Below are 22,436 nucleotides of genomic sequence, written 5' to 3' on the forward strand. Positions count from 1 at the left end.
ATTAATAAATATTCAAATAAAATGGCATCGATAAAACAGAAAATTGCAATCATAGGCGTTGGGGTAAGGCTTCCCGGTGGAGTGCGTTCGAGCGAAGACTTGTGGGATGTGCTTATCAATGGAGTTGACGCAGTAACGGAGATCCCTGCCCATCGCTGGGATCAAAATCGTTTTCTCCACGGTCTCCGATCTGCGCCAGGGAAAAGTATAACCTTTTCTGCAGGTGTTATAGACGACATTGATTACTTCGATTGTAATTTCTTTGGAATCTCGGAGCGTGAAGCACAGTCAATGGACCCGCAGCAGCGCTTGTCTCTTGAGTTGACATGGGAGATGTTTGAAAATGCCAACCTTAAGCCCTCGGCCATATCGGGCACCAATACTAGTGTTTACATGGGGGCCAGTTCAATGGATGCGGCTTTGTCGTGTTCCGATGACCCATGGGTTATGGGGCCGTTTTCCATGACGGGGAACTCTTTGAGCATCGTGTCAAACAGACTGTCCTTCTACTATGATCTGCAAGGCCCGAGTCTGACACTGGACACTGCCTGCTCTTCGTCTTTGGTCGCAGTTCATGAGGCATGCAAATTTTTGGCTCAAGATGGTGGAGAGTATGCCGTCGCTGGCGGGGTGAACAGCCTCTACAGTCCGTTCCCGTACGTAGGTTTTTCAAAGGCTCAGATGCTGGCCGAGCATGGCCGCTGTAAGGTTTTTGACCAAGAAGGGAATGGATACGTTCGTTCTGAAGGCGGTGTAATTTATCTCCTCAAACGCCTGGAAGACGCTGAGCGAGATGGAAACGTTATCCATGCTGTGATCATTGCCGCAGGAAGTAACTCTGACGGCATGACTTGGCCTGGCATGTCATTTCCCAATATGGAGGGGCAAAAGAGGTTGCTTGTCGAAGTCTACGGGGAAGAGGGTTTTGACCCCAATTCTCTCTCCTACTTCGAGGCGCATGGTACCGGGACTGCGGCTGGCGACCCCGCTGAAGTCGGGTCGGTCGGTGCTGTACTAGGTGCCAAGAGGCCAAAAGATACCCCGCTGCTTGTCGGTTCCATCAAGAGTTCCATAGGCCATTTGGAGCCAGCTTCCGGTGTTGCTGGTATGCTCAAAAGCATCCTTATTTTGAAGAATAAGGTAATTCCGCCGAATATTCATTTGAAGCAGCCGCTTGATACGATTGATTTTGAAGGCCTGAATATTGAACCTGTAAAAGATGCTGTCCCGCTTCCGGAGGTGGATGGCCCGGCCCGCATTGGCGTCAACTCATTTGGGTTTGGAGGAACCAACGCCCACGCTCTCTTGGAAGAATACATTCCTGAAGTAAAGTCCTTTGAGCCAGCAGTGACAACTGCGGTCAATGAATTACCGCCCTTGTTTCTGTCTGCTCGCAGCGCAGCAAGCTTGCAGGAGATGGCTGGAGAGTTGGGAAGGCAAATTGCTGAAGGTGATGATTTTTCTTATGCGAGTTTGGCCGCAGGGATTGTTTCTCACCGGGAGCTGATGGAGCAGAAGCTTGTCATTACCGGGGCAAGTGTCCAAGAGGTGGCCGAAGCTTTGGAATCGTATGCGTCGGGTGAAAAACATGCGTCTCTTATTTCTGGTCAGAGTGGCGAAGGAATGAACAAGGTCGCTTTTGCGTTTTCAGGCAACGGTGCGCAATGGGACGGCATGGGGTACGCTTTTTACCAGGAAAACAGTGTGTTCCGAGAGACTGTTGATGAGATGGACAAAGTCCTTTCTCCGATGCTTGGTTGGTCCCTGTCCGAGCGCTTTCAAATGGAAAAAGATCAGGACGTCCATTTGACGGAAGTGTCTCAGCCGATGCTGCTGGCTTACCAGATCGGTTTGGTTAACGTCTTGGAGTCTGTCGGCATTGTTCCAGACATGGTCTACGGACATAGTGTCGGTGAAGTCACCGCTGCTTATGTTGCTGGCGCTCTGGACTTGAAACAGGTTTGCGACGTCATATACCACAGGAGCCTCATGCAGGCTCAAATCAAGGGCTATGGCCGGATGGCTGTTGCAAAGTTTTCCTTGGAAGACGCCATGCCACTCCCCCCAGTGGCGCGTGGTGATGTTGAGATTGCCGCACACAACAGCCCCCTGTTCCTAACACTGTCTGGTGATGAAGACTCTTTGTTGGAAGTGATGGAGAGCGTTAAAAAGCAGGGTGGGGTATTCCGTATGCTCCAACTTGATTACCCCTTCCACAGCCATTTCATGGACCCTGTTGAAGATGAGTTGAAACAGCGGCTTGCCGGATTGAAGCCATCAGACACGACCATCCCCTTCATTTCTACGGTGTCTGGTAAGGAAGCCAAAGGGACAACTCTCGGCGTGGATTACTGGTGGCATAACATCAGGGATCAAGTGCGGTTTCATGAAGCGACCGTGTGCGCTTTGGAGATGGGAGCGAATGTCTTTTTGGAGATCGGCCCCAATAGCGTGCTTGGGCGCTTCATAACTGGAACTCTGAAGGATGCCGGGAAAACTGGGAGCGTCCTGCCTACGATGCGTCGAAATAAGGATGGCGCAGACGAATTCTCGAAAGCCTGGAAGTCGGCATTTGTCAATGGCGCTTCGGTGGATTTCACAAAACACTTTTCCCTGGATTCAGTGACAACCTCCTTGCCCGGCTATCGATGGGACAAAGTCGATGTCAGCATGAAGAGCTCTGCGAAGTCTTTGGGACTTTTGAAAAAGACATCCAGCCACCCTCTGTTGGGATTCAGGAAGGACGGTGATTTGCACGTGTGGGAAAACTCCCTGGACACTGTGATGCATCCCTATTTGGCTGATCATGAAATATTTGGGGATGTCATCCTTCCTGGAGCAGCCATGATCGAGATGGCGCTTGCAGCAGGGACAGAGGTTTTCGATCAGGTTGAACAGGAAGTCGTTGACATGGCGCTAGTGCGCCCACTGCCGTTAGCTACATCTCCTGCCATGGACGTGAGGTTTTCCATGTCTCCTGGAGACGGCTCATTTCGTCTTGAAAGCAAGCCTTTGTTGAGTTCGGAACAATGGACTCTCAATGCAATGGGACGTTTGGCGCTGAAGGTAGATTCTGGTGTCTCAAACGCTGTTTTGGACCTGAGCAATATCGACTCTTTTGGAGAGCCGGTGGACATGGGAATGATTTATTCTGAGGCCGTCACCACAGGTTTGAGATTTGGGCCGCAGTTCCGTCCCGTCGTTGGTGCCTGGATCAGTGACACTAAAGCTGTGGTGGAACTGGATGGTGAAACGCGGATGGAGTCTGAATCCATCGTGTTCGACCCATGCCTTTTGGATGGCGCATTCCATTCCTTGCTGGCGTTGATTCCCGTCGCAGCCGGAGAAGTGCTCAGTGACGCATTTTTGCCTGGTTGGTTTGGGCGAGTTTCTTTGATCAGGCCCGGTATAATAAAATACGCTGTGGCGAACCTGGAGCGCTTAACAAGTCACTCCGCCATAGCCTCTTTTGAGCTTTTGAACGACGTAGGAGAGGTTCTTGGTTGTTTGCAGGAGTGTCGTTTCATCAGGATGCGGGGAAGGGATGCTGCCACGAAAAGTCAAAGGGCCTTTTTTGTGGATTACTTGCCTATTGATCACCCTAAAAAGGTTGGTAGTCCTCCCTTTGCTTCTTGCAAGGAATTGGCGTCTCAGGTTTCGAGGGACTTGGATGATCTGGCTCAGGAATTTCAGCGTGATATTTATTACGGTGAGCTTCGGCCGTTGTGCATGGCGGCGATCTTGTCGCATCTCCACTCCCTTTTGAAAGGGGCAGTGCCATCGGGAGTGTGCTTTTCCATTGATGACGTGCAGGCTCTCGGGGCAGTTGGCGAGGACATGCTGCCCTATGTCGTTTATCTGTTGAAGTTTATGGAAAGCTATGATTTAGCGACTTACCAGGACGGGCGCTGGTCCCTGGATCTTACGACAGACTTGCCTTCCGCTGAGTCTGTATGGCGTTCCATTGCTGGTGATAATCCTGCCTATTTGCCTGAGCTGGTTGTTCTGGGACGTCTAGGCATGCACCTTGTCAATGTTTTGCGTGGCAAACGCTCTGTGGAGGATATTTTATCGAATGAGCCTGGTGGATTGTTGGAAGCTTTTTATACACAGAGCCCATCGGCGCGGTTTCAGAATTCTCATATCGCCATAATCGTCGAACAACTCCGGTCCCAACTGCCCAAGGGTAGACCTCTACGCATACTTGAGGTGGGAACTGGTGACGGTGGGGCGTTCAAAGCATTGCTTGAGGCCATATCGAGCGAGCAATTGAAGTATTGCTGTACCGATAAAGATAATGATGTGTTGGAGCAGATTAAGGCCTCCAATCCTGATTTACGTCATGTAACTTACCAATGCCTAGACATTGAGGAAGAGCTGCCTGACGAAATGGAACTCGGTTGTTACGATGTTATTATAGCCAGTCATGTGCTTCATGAGCTGGACCATGTTGGGAGCGCCCTTCAGAACTGCAAACAGCTCCTGGCTGAAAACGGTATTTTTCTCACAGTCGAGAGGAATCCGGATCCGCTCATTGATATATTCTTGGGCATTGATAGTGATTGGTGGAAGCATTCGCCGTCAGTCACAGAGCCTGTGTCCCGCCTCGTCCCGGAGAACGTATGGGAAGATCTGTTTGAGGAAGCTGGTTTTGATGATGTCTGCACCTTCACTGAGAAAGGTGTTGAGCATCCTGAAAGTTACATTGTGCTCGCGAGGAATCCTTTGTCTTCCAATGTCTGTGAAGCCGTGGAAGTCGACCCCGAAGACCGCCCCTTGTGGGTGATCGTGGAAGATGTTGCACCCACTCAACCTGCCGAAATGACCCGGAAAGGGATTGTTGGGCGCCTTGAAGATGCAGGCGAAGAGGTGTTCAGCCTGCCTGTTGCCACAGGAGGTGCGGAGGATTCTTGCCCGGAAGGCATTGATTATGCTGACGGCGAAGCTTGGAAGCTTGCACTAAAGCAGCTGAAGAAAGCATGCAAGCCATTGAAGATAGTTCATTTGGCGGGTTTTGATACTGCTCCCGAAGGTAAAGACTATGCGGCTTTGCTTACAACTAGAACAACCAGTCTCCTGATGTTCGCCAAGGCGTGCGATGCGTTGCAGTTTGAAGCCGATTTCTGGCTTGTAAGTGGTGGAGCTCTCGGTGGTGGTAGCCTCAATTTGGATGCAGTCCCTTCACAGGCTGGAGCCTGGGGGGCGGCGCGTGTCATGCTCAATGAAGTGAGGACGCTCACCCCGCGCATGATCGACCTGCATTGCGATATGCCGAGTGAAGAGTTGTTGGACGATTTGGTAGGTGAGATCATGTCTCCTGCCCTGGCGACGGAAATAATTTTGAACGGCGAGCAAAGACTCATTCCCCGCTTGGTCCCCTTGGATCGGTTACTCTTCGAAAATGACCCGCATACCGAGCAATTGGCGCGGATAAGCCTGACCTTCGATACGCCTGGGAAGCTGGATAATCTTTACTGGAAGCAGGAAATGGAGCGTATGCCGGAGAGCGATGAAGTCTTGATCCGCGTACGATCTACTGGCCTCAACTTCCGTGACGTCATGTTCTCCATGGGTATGTTGCCGCCCGAGGCATTGGAAGATGGCCTTTCTGGCCCTGTGTTGGGCTTGGAATGCTCCGGTGAAGTAGCAGCCATCGGTAATGACGTGACGGATTTTCAGGTCGGGGATGAAGTCATGTGCATGGCTGGCCCGTGTTTTGATTCTCAACTCTGCGTTAAAACGGACTATGTGTTTTCCAAGCCGGAATCTTTGACCTTTGAAGAGGCTGCGACAATCCCTGCGGCCTTCTCCACAGCGTATTACTCTTTGAAAATCCTGGGTAATGTTCAGCCTGGAGATAAAGTTCTTATTCATAGTGCCGCTGGTGGCGTTGGGCTGGCAGCCATCCAGGTTGCGAAATATCTTGGAGCTGAAATATATGCCACGTCTGGAACCGAGGAAAAACGTGATTTCTTGAAATTGCTGGGTGTTAAGCATGTCATGGATTCCCGCTCGCTGAGTTTTTATGACCGTGTGTTGGAATTGACCGATGGCGAGGGTGTTGATGTTGTACTCAACTCCCTGGCAGGCGAAGCGTTGTTCAAGAGTCTCAAGCTGGTGAAGCCCTTTGGTCGTTTCCTTGAACTGGGTAAAAGGGACTTCTATAGCAACTCCCCGCTCCGCATGCGCATGTTGCGCAAGAATGTGACCTTCTTCGGAATTGACTTAGATGAATTCATGGCATGCAAGCCGAAGCAGGCCAGACAAATATTCCAGGATCTGATTGAGCTGTTTGAGAGCGGCGATTTCAGGCCGTTGGTGCATAGTGTTTTCAACCGATCCAATGCTGTTAACGCCTTCAAAGCGATGCAGAGGGGGAAACATATAGGCAAGCTCGTGGTCAATTTCGACGAATTGCATAACGGTGTACGGACTCTGCCCAAATATCGTTATAAAGGTAGCGTGGATATGGAAGGGACATACCTCGTCACGGGTGGCCTGAGCGGTCTGGGGCTTGCCACAACCAAGCGCCTTGTTCGAAACGGTGCCAAGAATATCGTTATCATGAGCCGCAGCGGCGCTTCTTCCGATTCGGCCAAAGCCGGGCTTGCGGAACTGGAGGCTGCGGGGGCATCGGTTGCCCTTGCCAATGCCGATGTCGGTGACGAAGCCCAGATGGCAGCCGCACTTTCCCAGGCTTTGGAAACAATGCCGCCCTTGAAGGGAGTCATTCATTCGGCTGCCGTTTTGAATGACTGCATGATTTCAAGCATGACGCCGGAGATGATCTATATAGCTTTGCGTGCAAAGGCTGTAGGGGCTTGGAACCTCCATGCCTTTACGCGAGAGATGGATCTCGACTTTTTCATCATGTATTCCTCCGCAACCACAGTGCTTGGCAATCCTGGCCAATCCAACTATGTGGCCGCCAATATGGCGCTCGAAGCATTGTGTCAGCACCGCAGGGCAAACGGGCTTCCTGCCACGACGTATGGATGGGGTGCTATTTCGGATACAGGCATGCTTACGGATAATCCTGACGTGATGAATATCCTTAAAAAAGTCATGGCTGTGGTTGAATTGAAATCCGACAAGGCTTTGGATTACATGGAGTTTGCGCCCGATGATCAATACTCCACTCTTTTCTACTTCAATCTTGATTGGAATAGGGCGCGAGATCTCAAATATCTGGACACAACGATGTTCAATTGGATCGATGAGTTGTCCGGCAGCAAGGCAGCCAGTACAGTCAGCGCCGACTCCGCAAAAGCGATTCTTGCCATGGAGCGCGACGAGGCGATCAATACGCTTGTGAAAGCTATTGGTATCGAAGTGGCCGCCATGCTTAAAATGCCTTTTGAAAAAATGGACACCAAAGCCTCTATCGTAGAATTGGGATTGGACTCTCTTATGGCGGTGGAATTGGGCCTTTTGATTGAAGAGCGTTATGGCGTCCGAGTTTCCTCTTTCTCCATGAATGTAAACTCGGATTTGGTGGCTCTTTCCGAGCGGATATACGAAGCCTTGTTGTCCGGAGGAGATGAGGATGAGGCTGCAGAGGTTGCTAAAATCATGAAGGAAAAGCATGGAATCGTAGCCAATTCAGATAAGGTTGCCAAGATTATGGATGAAGTTGACGTAGCAGTTTCTGGCGGAGCAAATTGATTATGACTGATAAGAAACAGTTTTCGCGGCTTTCCAGTAAAGCCAAGAATAGCCTCATTGCCCAGATGGCGCAGAGGAAGGGCGGCGATAGTACTTCTCCTGCCCGGACTATTAAATCCGAGGCGTTGGATATTCCGGATTCGTTGTGTGATTTTCGTCAGTTGCCTGGTTACAAGGAATTGATGATTCACCAGACGATCGCCAACCAGGCAGGCATAATGGAACCATACTTCCAATGCCACGATGGCCTTGCCAAAGATTTTACGAAGATTGATGGAGAGGAGTATCTCAATTTTTCGACGTATGACTATCTTGGGCTCAATGGATGTGAGCGGCTGAACAAGGTTGCATGCGATGCCGTGAACAAATATGGAACGTCCGCTTCAGCAAGCCGATTGGTTTCCGGGGAACGTCCGCCCCACAGGAGACTGGAAAAGGGGTTGGCCGAGTTCTATCAGGTGGAAGATGCCCTTGCCTTTGTCAGTGGTCATGCCACTAACATCTGGACTCTTGCTCAGCTGCTCAATCGAAATGACATGGTCGTTTACGACGCCCTCAGTCACAATTCGATCATACATGGCGCCAAGATATCCGGTGCAACCAGGCGCTCTTTCCCGCATAATGACTACGATGCCCTTGAGAAAGAATTGAAGAAGCATCGCGCTGCCCACAAACGGGTGATCATAGTTTCGGAAGGGGTGTTCAGTATGGATGGCGATTTGCCTGACCTGCCACGCCTTGTCGAACTCAAGAAGCGATTCAAATGTTTCCTCATGATTGATGAAGCTCACTCATTGGGCGTTCTCGGAAAGAGTGGTCGTGGTGTCGCCGAACATTTTGGTATTGATTTCAACGATGTCGACATTTGGATGGGGACCCTGAGTAAAAGCTTGTGTGGGTGCGGTGGATATATTGCCGGCCAAAAAGCGTTGATTGATTATCTGAAGTATTCAGCGCCGGGCTTTGTTTATAGCGTGGGCATGTCTCCTGCGTTAGCGGCAACTGCTGCAGAGGCTTTGCAAGTGTTGGTGGAAGAGCCGGAAAGGCCTGCCAGGATTCAGGAGTTAGGGGCGTTTTTCAAGGCTGAAGCCGAGAGACTTGGGCTTGATACCGGTCTTGGTGAAGGCTTTGCCGTCATGCCGATAGTCGTTGGTAATTCTCTGGTGGCAGGACTTTTGTCTACGGCGATGTTTCGGCGAAAAATCAACGTGTTGCCGATTATTTACCCTGCAGTTGAAGACAGTGCTGCCCGCCTTCGTTTCTTCCTGTCTTATTCCCATTCCAAGGAGCAGATTACGGAGGCGTTGGAAGTGGTAGCGGAAGAATTGCCCAAGGTGCGCAACCTTGCCACAACATTTTCAGGTGAGACTGCTTAACACTGTGGAATGAAAATGGATACGCAACGTTCTTTTCTTTTGCTTCAAGGCCCTCAGAGTCGTTTTTTCAAATGGTTGGGTGAAGCTTTGGTAGCTGCAGGGCATAGGGTTGCGAAGGTCAATTTTTGCGGTGGGGATGTTTTCTCCTGGCCATGGTCTCATACTCGGATTTTCAATAAGCCCAAAAGCAAGTGGGCTGCCCATGTACGATCTCTTATCGACGAGCTGGGTGTGACTGATTTGCTGCTTTTCGGTGATCGCAGGCAGTTTCATGCAGAAGCCATATCGGTGGCCCGGGGAGCTGGCGTCCGAGTTTATGTCTTCGAAGAGGGGTATTTGCAGCCAGACTGTATTACTTTTGAAGAGAACGGAGTTAATGCGGCTTCGAGGATTCCGCGAACAGCTGAAGGCATCCGGGAATTGGGTGAAAAGCTGCCTCCTCTTCCGCGTTTGCCAGTGGTCGGCAATTCCCTGAAAAGGCGGGTGCTTGACACGGTGCTGCATCATGTTGGCAATACGGTTCTGTGGTGTGTGTTCCCTTTTTATCGGACGCATCGGCCCTACATCATCGGGCGGGAGTTGATGGGGTGGATTCCCAGATACTATCGTCGTGTTGAACGAGCAACCAAAGCCGTAGCCAAACAAGAGGCTTTGCTGTCTGACGGAACGCCTTTTTTCCTTTATCCGTTGCAACTGGATTCAGATTTCCAGATGCGTTTGAACTCATCTTTCACAGACGTACCGGATGCCATCCGAAACGTCATGGCATCGTTTGCAGCAGGTGCTCCTTCAGAGGCCAAATTGGTTATAAAAAACCATCCGCTGGATAATGGCATGATCCCATATGAAAAGCATATTGAAAGCTGGATCGGGCTGTTGGGGTTGGAGGACAGGGTGGTTTATCTAGATGGTGGGGACGGGAAGCTGCTCATGGATTCGTGTGAAGGGGTTGTCGTCGTCAACAGTACAATGGGGTTGGAGGCCATGATAGCTGGTCGTCCGGTGTATTGTTTGGGCCAGGCTGTGTATGCTATGCCGGGACTTGCCGTAACAACTCAGGATTGTCTGCTAGATGATTTTTGGAAGAGTCCGATTCATGCTGACGAAGGACTTGTTAATACCTTCCTCAAGGTTTTATCCCATGGAGCTTTGGTGAGAGGCAATTTTTATACAGATGAAGGGATTTCGGTTGCAATCGAAGGCGTCATGTCCCGACTTGGTGCAAACCTGAAAGGCTAAAGTGTGGAGGCGAGATTGGATTTTAGACCGGCAGAGCGGGAAAACGCTTCAGTATTGAGCACCATCATTCAGGATACGTCCGGAGGGTTGGTTGACTACATACTCACGGGCATAATTCCTTTTACCAAACCGCATCAAATCCTTCAGTCGCAGGTTATAAGCGAAGATTCTCTTTACAGCTATCGGCACATGCTTGTGTGTGAAGATGAAGGCGAAATCCTGGGGCTACTTTATGCGTACCCCTGGGATGCCCACAAGGCTTCGGGTATGACGAAGAGATATCTTTCCAAAGAGAGGTATGCCGTTGTCGAAGAACTTTTGAATTCAGCTGAAGATAACTCTCTTTTTATCAATACCTTTTGGGTGGCTGAAAAATATCGCGGCACAGGGCTGGCCGATGTTCTTATGGATATTGCTGCTGATTGGGCAGAGATAGAGAAGTTGAGTCGCCTCAGTCTGCATGTCTGGAAAGCCAATGAGCGGGCAGTCAAATTCTATAGGCGCCATGGTTTTTCTCAGACGCGCTCTTTTTCTTTTCCGGATCATAAACTGCTCCACCATAAGACGGAAAAGCTTCAAATGTGCAAGGAGTTGGCATGAGCCCGCGGCATATTCTTATAACCGGTGCCACGGGCGGCGTTGGCCGCGCACTTGCTTTGGAATATGCCAAGCCTGGAGTGGTTTTGAGCTTGACGGGTCGATCACAAGAACAACTTGAGCTTTTGTCTGCCCTGTGCATAGAGGCTGGTGCCGAAGTGCGGGCTACCGTGCTCGACATCCGGGACAGCGAAGCTGTTCGGCAGTGGGTGATTGCAGCGGACGATGACCAACCCGTTGATCTTGTGTTTGCTAATGCAGGAGTTTCCTCGGCTATTCAATCTGATGGCTCTGGTGAACTCTTTGATGATACCATGCGGCTTTTCGAAGTGAATACGATCGGATCTGTGGCGACGGTTCACCCTTTGGCGGACCGGATGCGTGAGCGTGGTCATGGACAGATTGTTCTTATAAGCTCATTGAGCGGCTTGCGCGGCTTTCCAAGTACTCCGGCCTATAGTGCCAGCAAGGCTGCAGTCCGCACATACGGCAAAGGTCTCCGTGGCTGGCTGGTTAAGTACGGAGTCAAGGTCAACGTCGTCACAATGGGGTTTGTGGAGTCGCCCATGAGTGAGCGCTATGTGGGGGCCAAACCCTTTAGCTGCAGCGCTGGCGAGGCTGCCAGGAAGATTCGTAAAGGTATTGAGCGCGATCGTGCTGAAGTTATTTTCCCCTTCATACTCGCAGTGGGTATTTGGAGTCTGGGGTTGTTGATTGAACCTGTGGCAAACTGGGTACTCAATAAATTCTTTGGTTGCAGCGTACTCCCTGACAACGACTCGTCCTTGGGGAACAAATAACTCATGCTGGCTGTCCTTTTCCCATATATAGTCGTTGTGGGCGTATCGCTTTGGCTTAATCGTCTGGACGTCAAGCAGTGCCGAGCTCGCTTCGACCTTATAGTGGACGGCACCCCTCTCATGCTTGTTTCCGTTTTGTACTCGGTTATGGTCGTTTCAACGGGGCGCCCATTGTTTTCCGGTGTGCTTGTTCTCGGTGGGGCGCTGCTGTTGTTTGCCGTTAATCGACTCAAGCTTTCCCAGTTCAAAGAGCCGCTCGTATTTGTCGATTTTGGACTTTTTGCCCAAATGATTCGGCATCCACGCTTTTACTTCCCTTACATATTCCCTCTGCCCGTGGTTGGAACTGTAGCTTTCCTGATTGCAGTAATGGCTCTTCTGTACTGGCTGCAACCTCCACTTACTCCAGAATTTCAGTGGTTGCCACGAATCATGTTTGCCTTCGTGTTGCTCCCGGTCGTCTTTGCTCTGTGCTGTTATTCTGGCGGTGGAAAAGAACTCGTCCACAGAATGCTTGCCAGGAGAAAGCCGACATTTGATCCCAACACCGATTTTGAGAATTTGGGTTTGACCGGTTCTTTACTGGTCCACTCTTTGGCTCACATTCATCGGGAAGGGAAGGATGGCAAGAGTGGCCCCATGCTCTCTGACGGGCCTTCTCCGCACTGTGTATGGAGTGAAGACGCGCTGGCTCCTATCTCTGAACCCAAGCCGCACGTGGTGTTGGTTCAGGCTGAGTCTTTTTTCGATATCCGCCGTATTGATGACACTATCGACAAGTCCATCTTCGCCAATTACGATCGGTTGAGCAAACAAGGACTTTCCGGCCAAATGGAAGTCGCTGCCCACGGGGCGTATACCATGCGCACCGAGTTTTCCGTGCTTACCGGCATTCCCAACAACAAACTTGGGACCGACTGCATGAATCCCTATCTCATGGCAGCACAACGTCCTGTGTGGAGCTTGGCTCACCACTATAAGAGTCAAGGATATCGTTGTATTTGCGTGCATCCGTATGACTTGAAGTTTTTTAGGCGTGATAAAGTAATGCCCAATTTGGGGTTTGACGAACTGCACGGAGAGGGAGTACTCGAAAGAGCAAAGCGATACGGCCCTTATGTCAGTGACGAAGCCGTGGCAGAACACGTGATCTCGCTTTTGGATAACGCCATTGAACCATTGTTCATCTTCGCCATTACGGTGGAGGCGCATGGACCATGGGAGGATGGACGGTTTGATGGGATTTGCGAAGTGCCCGGAAAAGGCAGGCTGGCCGAAGAGGGTGAAGGGCCGTTGTCGATGTACTTGAGACACTTGTCCAGCGCAGATGAAATGTTGGAAATGATGGGTCGGCATCTGAGTAAGCTGACCGTGTGCCGCATTGGTTTTTACGGTGATCATATCGGCTCTATCCCGAACGGCAAATGCGGCAGGGTTGATACTGACTATATAGTTTGGGGCTCAGGTCTTGCAGAGGGATCTCGACAAAAGATAAAGTGTGAAGAGATGGGAGAATTACTTCTGTCGAAAGGGCGAATGTAAAAAAATGTTTAATGACATAAGGATAGCCAATAATTTTTGGGAAGCCTTGCAATTGCAGATTCGGGTGATTTACGCACTCATGCTTCGTGAAACAAAGACGATGTACGGGCGTAGCTCGTTCGGCTATCTTTGGGTCATTGTGCAGACAGCCTTTGGCATTGTCGTTTTTTGGGGGATTCGTGAGGTCATGGGGGCGAAAACGGAAGGTATTCCGATTCCTGTTTTTTTGATTACCGGTTTTACTGCCTGGAATCTGTTTAGCGATTCACTTAATAAGCTTATGGCTGCCGTCAACGCAAACACCGCTTTATTATACTATTCAAAAGTGCGTCATTTTGATTTGTTTCTTTCTAGGGTCCTTCTTTGCGGGGCAACGAATCTTGTTGTGCTTGTCTTGATGTTGACCGCTGCAGATTTTGCAAACATTGATATTAGAGTATCCAATTTGTACCCATTTATTGTCGCTTGGATGCTGCTCATGGCAATTGGATCAGGTTTAGGAATGATGTGCTGCGGGCTCCAGCGTTACTTACCCAGTGTGGGCATTTTGGTTTCTATGATTCTGCGGATTGCATTATTTATCTCTGGTGTTATTTTCCCCTACTCTGCAATTCCAGCAGACTACCAGTTTCTTGCAGAAATGAATCCCATCTTTCATTTGATAGAGTACTCTAGGGAATCGTTTTCTTATTCCTACACTGTCAGTTTTGTGGATCTCCGAATGGTAAGCATGGTTGCCTTGATGTGCCTCCTAGCTGGTTTTTTGGTCGAAACTGGAACGCGAAAGAAAGTGGATCTTGTATGATTGAAGCAATCCGGCTCACCAAGAAGTATAAAACCAAGGGGCAAGACAACGTCGTTATTGATGACGTTTCGTTTTCTTTACCAATGGGGACAAATGTCGGTTTTCTAGGGAGGAACGGTGCTGGTAAGTCGACGTTGCTGCGACTGCTTAGTGGGGTTGAAAAGCCGACACGGGGTGTTGTTAGGAAAGAGGGAACCATTTCATGGCCGATAGGCTTTAGCGGAGGCTTCCAGGGAAGCATGAGCGGGTACGATAATGTCCGCTTTGTGTGTCGCATTTACGGGGCAGTCTTTGAGGATGTGATCGATTTTATTTTGTCCTTCAGTGAGCTTGGGGAATATTTATATATGCCGATTGCCTCTTATTCATCCGGCATGCGGGCGAAATTGGCCTTTGGGTTGAGTATGGCGATCGACTTTAATTATTATCTGATTGATGAAGTCACGGCAGTGGGCGATGCGTCTTTTAAAAAAAAGAGTACGGCAGAGTTTAATAAACGCAAAGAACACTCAACCCTCGTCGTTGTATCGCATAATGCTCAAACCATTAAGAGAATGTGCGACAAGGTTATTGTCTTGGATCAGGGCAAGTTGATTGAGTTTGATTCCGTGGGAGAAGGGATCAAGTATTACAGCGCGCTGTAGTCTCGTAAGGTGGAACCACTATGAAGAAAATACAATTAATTGCCCTTTTGATACTGTTATGCCTGCCAGTATGCTATTATTTGGTTGTCGCCACTGATATGTACGCATCTACGGCGAAATTTTCAGTTCGCAGCAGTGACTTAGGCTCAAGCAGCAGTTTGCTTTCTCTGGTTACAGGGGTGGGGTCTGGAGGAAAAGAAAACGCATACTTGTTGGTTGAGTTCATTGAATCCGAAGCGATGTTGAAGCAGGTCGATGGCAACCTGAACATTCGTGAGCATTATTCCGATATGAGCAGGGATATCGTGTCTCGCTTGATGACGGATGCACCAATGGAAGATTTTTTGGAATACTGGCTTTCCATAGTCCGAGTCAGTTATGACAGCCAGGCGAGCATCGTGACTGTGGAGGCGCGTGCTTATACGCCAGAAATGGCGCAGAGAGTGGCTGAAGCGGTATTGGATGTCAGCGAAGCGTTTCTGAACAGGATGAATGATCGGTTGCAGCGAGATACTTTGCTGCAGGCTCAAAAAGAGCTGGAGAATGCTGAAATTCGTTATGCCAAAGCGCGTCAGGCTCTTAATGCTTTTCGGGTAGTCACCTCCGAGCTGGACCCCAAGGCAACTGCTGCTGCTCGGGTCGGAATAGTCGCAGGCCTCGAAGCTAAGATATCTGCCTTACAGGTTGAGTATGATACCAAAAAGCAGATAATGACAGAAAATAGCCTGCCTGTTCGGATTCTGGAGAAAAACATCTTGGAATTTCAGGATCAATTGCATGAAGAGAAATTGAAGATGACTGGGCAAGCCGGCCCGGAGATATTGAATTTCTTGGAAGAATATGAGACGCTCAGTCTTGAAAATGAGTTTGCTCAAAATTACTATATTTCAGCTCTAAGCTCTTTGGAGACATCTCGGGTACAAAGCGAGAGTCAGACGGTTTATTTGGAGGCATTTCAGCGGCCAGCAGTGCCGGATTGGCCCGTGTATCCAGAAAGGTTCAAAAATGCACTTCTTTCAATCATAGTGGTGGTGGGAATGTACTCGTTGCTGTTGTTTATTTTTGCTGCTGTAAAAGAGCATATTGGTGTGTAGGTATATGAATTATAATCGTTTTATAGTCATAATTTTTGCAATATTAGTCATGGTGACCAATGCGGTGGCTTTTGATGCGACCCGGCAGCTCTATCTGCCCAATTCACAAGAAGTGCAGATTACGCCTCAGCAAGTGAATTCGAGAACTGCCGGGGAAGAGGCCCCAGATGAAAGTGCATCTCCAGCACAGCAGTCGGAAACATTCAGGGGCGTCACGATTCCTCCTTCGCATTCTTATGATCCTTCCCAGCATCGTAGCTTAGGGCAATCTATCAATGTAAACACTTTCCGTCCTGAATCGATGAAAGAAGCAGGCCCACTCGATCAGTTGCCCGTTTTTGGGGCCAACATGTTTAATGGGAACTTTGCAGGCACTTACTACGATGAGCGTAATCCAGCATATGTTATCCAGTATGGTGACAGGATTAGTGTTCGGGTGTGGGGTGCTTTTAACTACGAGCAAGAACTGGTCGTGGACAGGTTGGGCAATATATTTATTCCGAGCGTCGGCCCGGTGAAGGTCATGGGCATTTCCAGCGGGAGCCTGGAAGGCGTTGTCCGTGGCGCTATTAATGGAGTCTACGCAAACCAGTATTATGATGCGTATATTAGCTTGATGACCGTTCATCCCATGTCGGTGTTCGTTTCTGGTAATATTGTTTCTCCAGGACGGTATGCGGGTGGGACAACAGATTCAATTTTGTACTACCTTGATCTTGCTGGGGGCATTGATCCTTTCCGTGGTTCATTTCGTGATATTGATATTGTTCGTAAAGGCCGGGTTGTTGAAAAGCTCGATCTTTACGAGTTTATCATGCAAGGCAGCCTTGGTGTTTCTTCCTTGCAGCGTGGCGATGTCATCGTGGTCAAGGAACGCGGGATAAGTGTGGCTGCAATAGGCCAGGTACGGACGCAGGCATGGTTTGAGTTCACAAGTCAAGTTGTTCGTGGCTCGGAGCTCATGAAGTACGCACTGCCTATGCCCGAGGTCTCACACGTCAGCGTGCGCGGTTATAGAAATGGTTCTCCAATGAATGCCTACCTCGAACTCAGTGAGTTTGAGGAATTAGCTGTGCGGGATAGTGATGTCATTGAATTCGTTTCTGACGCACCCAGTGACACGCTGTCCATATATGCTGAAGGTGAGCTTGAGGGGCAGTCGCATTACTTGGTGAAAAAGGGAACTCGGTTGCATGACTTGCTTAACCACCTGGAAGTGGACGCAAATACTGCTGCATTGGATGCAATCCACCTAAAAAGAGTGACTGTGGCTCAACGGCAAGCCCAGGCCTTAGCGGATTCTCTCTTCCGCCTGGAACAAAATGCGTTGACGTCATCTTCAGATAGTGTGGAAGAGGCTGGTATTCGCGTGAAGGAAGCCGAATTGATTGGTCGCTTTGTTGAGCGGGCAAAAAATGTCGAAATGCAGGGGATTGTGCCTGTCGTTCATGATGGTGAAATTGCGAATATCTATCTGCAGGCCAATGATGTGGTCGTTGTGCCGACGTTGAAAGATACTGTCTTGGTGACAGGCCAGGTTGTTGTTCCTGCAGCAGTAGTTTTTAATGCTGATTTTGAACTAGATGATTACATCGCCCACGCGGGTGGATTTAGTCAGAACGCCGACAAGGGAAATGTACTCGTTGCCAAAGCAAACGGACATACTCTGAGTGCTGAAGGGCAAGAACTGCAGCCAGGGGACACCATCATGGTGCTTCCTGTCTATGAAACCAAGAGCATTCAGTTGGCAAAAGATCTGACACAGATTTTCTTTCAGCTTGCCGTTGGCACCAGAGCCATCCTTCAACCAATATTCTAGCTGAGTTTCTTGTGCCGTCAGAGAGTAATTCACATTGGACAGCGCCCAATGCTTACTTTCGCTGGTGCAAATAGATCTGCGTTTTGGAGTTATGCGTCAATCAGAGTATGGAGACTGCTGCATGGCATTTGTATTAAGGCTTGAGCGATGATCGGCTGTTTTTCGCGCGGTATGCGTGACATCCCCTTTCTTGATGTCTTTTTGGATGACCAGATAGATTTCTCCCCCAACGGTGGTAAAGCTCTCAATGCTATTGTGGGGTGGGGGCATAAACAAACTGCCCGGAAAGCACGCCAGAAGGCTGCTGAGTGGAATCTTCCCTATTTGGCTGTGGAGGACGGCTTTCTGCGATCCGTGGGTTTGGGGGTGCATGGGTGTCCACCTTTATCGGTCGTCGTAGATGATGTAGGAATATATTATGATGCGACTCAGCCCTCCCGCCTCGAAAACATCCTAATCGAGGGGCTAGCAAGCAATGAAGTTGCTTTGGCCAAAGAGGCCATGGCGGCAATCCGTCACACCCGCTTGAGCAAGTATAATCATGCACCAGAGCTGCCCGAAGGGTGTATCCCGGACAACGGAAAAGAAAAGGTGCTCCTTGTTGACCAGACGCGGTTTGACGCCTCCGTTGAACTGGGATTGGCTGACGAATCGTCCTTTGTCGAAATGATGCGAGTCGCACGCGAGTCTCATCCAGATGCTGAGTTGTATGTCAAGATTCATCCTGACGTCAGTTCAGGAAAGAAACGTGGCTACCTGACGGAAATGGATCTTGCCGGAACTGAGGTAGTCGACTTTGACGTGAATCCGCTGTCCTTGGTTGAAAAGATGGACCACGTTTACGCCGTTACGTCTCAGCTTGGCTTTGAAGCGTTGGTCATGGGCTGCAACGTGTACTGTTTTGGGATGCCTTTTTATGCGGGATGGGGGGTGACGAACGACAGGTTGCACCTTGAAAGGCGTGATGTCTCCCGTACTCTGGAAGAGATATTTGCAGGAGCCTATGTCCGGTACGCCCGTTACATAGACCCATATTTTGGTGAGTGTTGCGATGTGATGCGGGCGATTGATATTCTTGGTGATCAAAAGCGGCATGAGGAGCGCAATCACGGTGACCTTGTATGTGCAGGGTTCTCTTGGTGGCGCAAAGGGTTTGCAAAGCATTTTTTCAAGTCGACCAGCGGCAACGTTCTTTTCCGTAGGGGGGGAGATGGTGCAGCTCGTTTGGCCGAAAAAGTTGGAGGAAAGGTCGTTTTCTGGTCGGCCAAGACCCCGGCAGGAACCATAGAGTCTTGTCAGGAGCGATCTGTGCCGGCAGTCGGAGTAGAGGACGGGTTTTTGAGATCGTCAGGACTTGGTTCTGACTTTTTTTGGCCATACTCCATTTGTATGGACTCGCAGGGCGCCTACTACGATCCCTCTGAGCCGAGTGATCTTGAGACAATCCTTCGAGAGACAGACTTTGATGAAAGGATACTTGTTAGGGCTCGGGCTTTGGTAGAGCGCATCGTGGGCAGCGGGGTGACCAAGTATAACGTTGGCGGCGACAAACCCCTTGCTCCCTTTGAGTCGAACGGGAAGCGTGTAGTTTTGGTCGTGGGGCAGGTTGAGGACGACAAGTCAGTACAGCTTGGTGGTCAAGGCATACATTCTGACAGGGAGCTTTTAGCTGCAGTGCGCAAAAATCGCCCTGAGGCTTACATCGTTTATAAGCCTCACCCTGATGTGACAAGCGGCAACCGCAGTGGGGGAGCTTTTTCTGAGCAGGATTCAGGATTATATGACCATATGGAGTCCTCAGTTTCATTGTCAGCTCTATTCTCTGTCATTGATGAACTGCACACTTTGACATCACTTTCTGGCTTTGAGGCTCTGCTCCGGGGGGTCCCTGTTGTTACCTATGGTGGGCCCTTTTATGCTGGTTGGGGGTTAACTAAAGATAGGCTTGCTTTTTCACGAAGGAACAGGCAGTTAGATATCTTTAAACTGGTTGCAGGGGTGCTGATCATGTACCCAAGTTATTATGATTGGCAAACAGAGCTGTTTTGTGGGCCCGAAGTCGTGTTAGACAGGCTTGCTCGAAGGTTGGAACCCAAGCAAGGGGCCTTCCGCAGACGAGTGTGTAAGGCCGTGGACCAGGCAGTCAGATATATACATAGGTGAAGGTGAAATGATGCGATACCTGTTGTTCGTAATGATGCTTTTTGTCCTCGCAGGCTGTTCCGCAGTTTCCAAAGAGGCGGTAGTTCCTACAGAGGTTCCAGAGCAACCCTCCATGACCCCATTGGAGTCCTTTGTGGGTACCTCAAGCGTGGGGGCCAGAACTGCCATCATGAATACCAAGTACGGAAACATTCGAGTGTCCATCAAAAAAGAGTACCAGGCTGCTTCAGGCAAGCGCTGTCGGTTGGCTGACATTATATTGCAGAATGAATGTGACTTTGAGCTGGTTTTTTGTCTGGAAAAGATTGGAGTGTGGGGAGAGGTGCCCTCTCTTTCAAGTAATTGTTTTTAATGACGCCTGGTGGCATTTGTACCGTTGGAAAAGAAGGATAAGATGCATTTGACTTCATATAAGCACATGAGTCGGCTCGTGGAAAAGTACATTAAAGACCGCCCTGCCGGTAAAGTTTTGGATGTTGGCGCGCAGGTAGTTGATGGTCAGAAATTGTCATACCGCGACTTTTTTGAAGACCTTGGTTGGGAGTATGTTGGGTTTGATGTCGTTGAGGGTAAAAATGTCGATGTGGTCTCAGCTGACCCAACAGATATCCCACTCTCTGATGATAGTTTTGATTTGATAATTTCTGGGCAGGCGTTTGAGCATATCAAGTTCTTTTGGTTGACTTTTGAAGAAATGGCTCGAGTGCTTAAGCCGGAAGGTTTGTGCTTTCTCATTGCTCCGTCACGCGGCCCAGAACATAAGTATCCCTTGGATTGTTGGAGATTCTATCCAGACGGTTATCAGGCTCTCGGTGAGTGGGCAAAGCTCGAACTCCTTGAAGTGTCTACCGATTGGGAGCTCGATTCTGAAATAGATGGGGCCGAGTGGGGTGATACTGTAGGCGTTTTTGAAAAGCCATATCAAGTGCATTCCCCCAAGGATAAGGAAAATCATCTTTCCTCTCTCCGTGAAAAAGGACTCATTCCTGTTGCTGCTGAACAGACCATGAGTCGGGCGGTTCTCAGCTTTCTTGCTGCGGACGACCCAACCTACTCAGCATGGTCTGGACATTGCCTTTTTGCCCATTGGATAACTCATGCGCTTAGCCCTTCGGTGCTTGTCGAGTTGGGAACCCACTGGGGGACTTCATACTTCTCTTTTTGCGCTGCTGTTAAAGATGGAAATTTGTCTTGTGAATGCCACGCTGTGGATCATTGGGGGGGGGATTCACATGCAGGGTTGTACGGGGAGCATGTCTTCGACCATGTGCAAAGTGCCAATGCTGAGTTCAATGAGTTCTCCTCCCTTCACAGGATGAGTTTTGACTCGGCATTGGATCAGTTCGAGGATGGCAGTATCGACCTGCTGCACATAGACGGGTGTCATAAGTATGATTCAGTGAGAAAGGACTTTTATACATGGCTGACCAAAATGTCTTCGAAGGGGATTGTTCTTTTTCACGACATAAGCGAAACTCAAGAGGGGTTTGGCGTCAAGCGTTTTTGGGAAGAGCTCTGCACGGAGTATAAACACTTTTCGTTCACGCACAGTTCCGGTTTGGGGGTTCTGGCTGCTGGAAATATCGTTGAAGAATTGCAACCGCTGTTTGAGCATTCAGATCAATCGGACGAAGCCCAAGTTGTGCGTGATTACTTCTTGGGTGTTTCCGGAGAATTGTGTCAGCCGAGTGTCCCAGCTATGGCTCAGTTATATTTGGATACCGGGCATGGGTTTACCTCGCGGGAAGTATTTACTACTCCAATAATATCAGGAGTTGCTGAATATCAGTTTGATTCACTAAGTGTTGGCCAACTACGTTTTGACCCATGCGATTGTCCTTGTGTTGTTACTTTAAAAGAGGTGGCAGTCCGTGGGGTTGATGGCATCTGTCAGCCAGTTATTCCAGTCTCAAGCAACGCCTGTTTCGTTGAGGGGAATACATATTATTTTAGCACGTTTGATCCACAAATTATCTTTGATATTCGCTATACTGTTTCTGGTGTTAAAGTGCTGTGTGACGTTCAGATCGTCAGCACGAGGGGTGTACAAATACTAATTGGAGTTTTGGCAGGCCAAGCAAAGCGAAAAAAGGCAGAGTCAGAGCAGGCCAAGGCAGAGTCAGAGCAGGCCAAGGCAGAGTCAGAGCAGGCCAAGGCAGAGTCAGAGCAGGCCAAGGCAGAGTCAGAGCAGGCCAAGGCAGAGTTAGAGCAGGCCAAGGCAGAGTTAGAGCAGGCCAAGGCAGAGTCAGAGCAGGCCAAGGCAGAGTTAGAGCAGGCCAAGGCAGAGTTAGAGCAGGCCAAGGCAGAGTCAGAGCAGGCCAAGGCAGAGTCAGAGCAGGCTAAGGCAGAGGCTGATTTGGGAATGTATGCCATCTGGCAGCAGGCTTGTGCAAAGATATGTAAAATGAAGTCATACCCATGGCGTAAGCATGCTCGTTTGATTAAAAAGAGTGGCCTGTTTGATCGTGAATATTATCTGCAGAACAACAGTGATGTTCGTTCTTCTAAGCAAGATCCTCTGCATCATTTTGTGAAAAATGGTTGGTATGAAGGCCGTCGTCCTAACGCCAACTTTGATTCTGAGTCATTGCTGTCCGGTTAAGAACCGTTGGTATCCCAGGATTTCGGCATGAGCATTCACTTCCTAGGCGAAGGTTATTTGATGGACATGTTTGACAGCCCTTCAAAAAGA

The 22,436-nt window shown here is 49.5% G+C and carries 13 protein-coding genes; all 13 read left to right on the forward strand.

Annotated elements, in window-relative coordinates; translation table 11 throughout:
* Positions 1-21 precede the first annotated feature (21 nt).
* Positions 22-7,665: a type I polyketide synthase gene (locus DPRO_RS15265; RefSeq protein ID WP_097012836.1), complete on the forward strand. Its 7,644-nt coding sequence runs from the start codon at positions 22-24 to the stop codon at positions 7,663-7,665.
* Between the two features lie 2 nt (positions 7,666-7,667).
* The gene (locus DPRO_RS15270; RefSeq protein ID WP_097012837.1) at positions 7,668-9,041 is read left to right on the forward strand and encodes an aminotransferase class I/II-fold pyridoxal phosphate-dependent enzyme; all 1,374 of its coding nucleotides are present in this window, start codon (positions 7,668-7,670) and stop codon (positions 9,039-9,041) included.
* Positions 9,042-9,056: 15 nt separating this feature from the next.
* A complete protein-coding gene (locus tag DPRO_RS15275) occupies positions 9,057-10,280 on the forward strand; it encodes a capsule biosynthesis protein (RefSeq protein ID WP_157917510.1) in 1,224 nt (407 codons plus the stop codon).
* A 15-nt stretch (positions 10,281-10,295) separates the two neighbouring features.
* On the forward strand, positions 10,296-10,880 hold the full coding sequence (locus DPRO_RS15280; protein ID WP_097012839.1) for a GNAT family N-acetyltransferase: 585 nt from the start codon (positions 10,296-10,298) through the stop codon (positions 10,878-10,880).
* The gene (locus DPRO_RS15285) at positions 10,877-11,677 is read left to right on the forward strand and encodes an SDR family NAD(P)-dependent oxidoreductase (RefSeq protein ID WP_097012840.1); all 801 of its coding nucleotides are present in this window, start codon (positions 10,877-10,879) and stop codon (positions 11,675-11,677) included. Before DPRO_RS15280 ends, DPRO_RS15285 begins: the two co-directional genes overlap by 4 nt.
* A 3-nt stretch (positions 11,678-11,680) precedes the next feature.
* Complete coding sequence (locus DPRO_RS15290) at positions 11,681-13,219, forward strand: LTA synthase family protein (protein ID WP_097012841.1); 1,539 nt, start codon at positions 11,681-11,683, stop codon at positions 13,217-13,219.
* 4 nt (positions 13,220-13,223) lie between these two features.
* Positions 13,224-14,024: an ABC transporter permease gene (locus DPRO_RS15295; RefSeq protein ID WP_097012842.1), complete on the forward strand. Its 801-nt coding sequence runs from the start codon at positions 13,224-13,226 to the stop codon at positions 14,022-14,024.
* Positions 14,021-14,668, forward strand: a complete 648-nt coding sequence (locus DPRO_RS15300; protein ID WP_097012843.1) for an ABC transporter ATP-binding protein — start codon at positions 14,021-14,023, stop codon at positions 14,666-14,668. The genes DPRO_RS15295 and DPRO_RS15300 overlap by 4 nt, the downstream gene beginning before the upstream one ends.
* A gap of 20 nt (positions 14,669-14,688) precedes the next feature.
* Positions 14,689-15,762 carry a hypothetical protein gene (locus tag DPRO_RS15305; protein ID WP_097012844.1) on the forward strand — a complete coding sequence of 358 codons (1,074 nt, stop codon included), beginning with the start codon at positions 14,689-14,691 and terminating at the stop codon, positions 15,760-15,762.
* Between the two features lie 4 nt (positions 15,763-15,766).
* Positions 15,767-17,581, forward strand: a complete 1,815-nt coding sequence (locus DPRO_RS15310) for a polysaccharide biosynthesis/export family protein (RefSeq protein WP_157917511.1) — start codon at positions 15,767-15,769, stop codon at positions 17,579-17,581.
* 147 nt (positions 17,582-17,728) lie between these two features.
* Complete coding sequence (locus tag DPRO_RS15315) at positions 17,729-19,744, forward strand: capsular polysaccharide biosynthesis protein (protein ID WP_097012846.1); 2,016 nt, start codon at positions 17,729-17,731, stop codon at positions 19,742-19,744.
* Between the two features lie 7 nt (positions 19,745-19,751).
* Positions 19,752-20,096 carry a DVU3141 family protein gene (locus DPRO_RS15320; protein ID WP_097012847.1) on the forward strand — a complete coding sequence of 115 codons (345 nt, stop codon included), beginning with the start codon at positions 19,752-19,754 and terminating at the stop codon, positions 20,094-20,096.
* 78 nt (positions 20,097-20,174) lie between these two features.
* The gene (locus DPRO_RS20810; RefSeq protein WP_197706475.1) at positions 20,175-22,346 is read left to right on the forward strand and encodes a class I SAM-dependent methyltransferase; all 2,172 of its coding nucleotides are present in this window, start codon (positions 20,175-20,177) and stop codon (positions 22,344-22,346) included.
* Positions 22,347-22,436: the final 90 nt, after the last annotated feature.

Source organism: Pseudodesulfovibrio profundus, from assembly GCF_900217235.1.
In the GTDB taxonomy this organism is placed as follows: Bacteria; Desulfobacterota; Desulfovibrionia; order Desulfovibrionales; family Desulfovibrionaceae; genus Pseudodesulfovibrio; species Pseudodesulfovibrio profundus.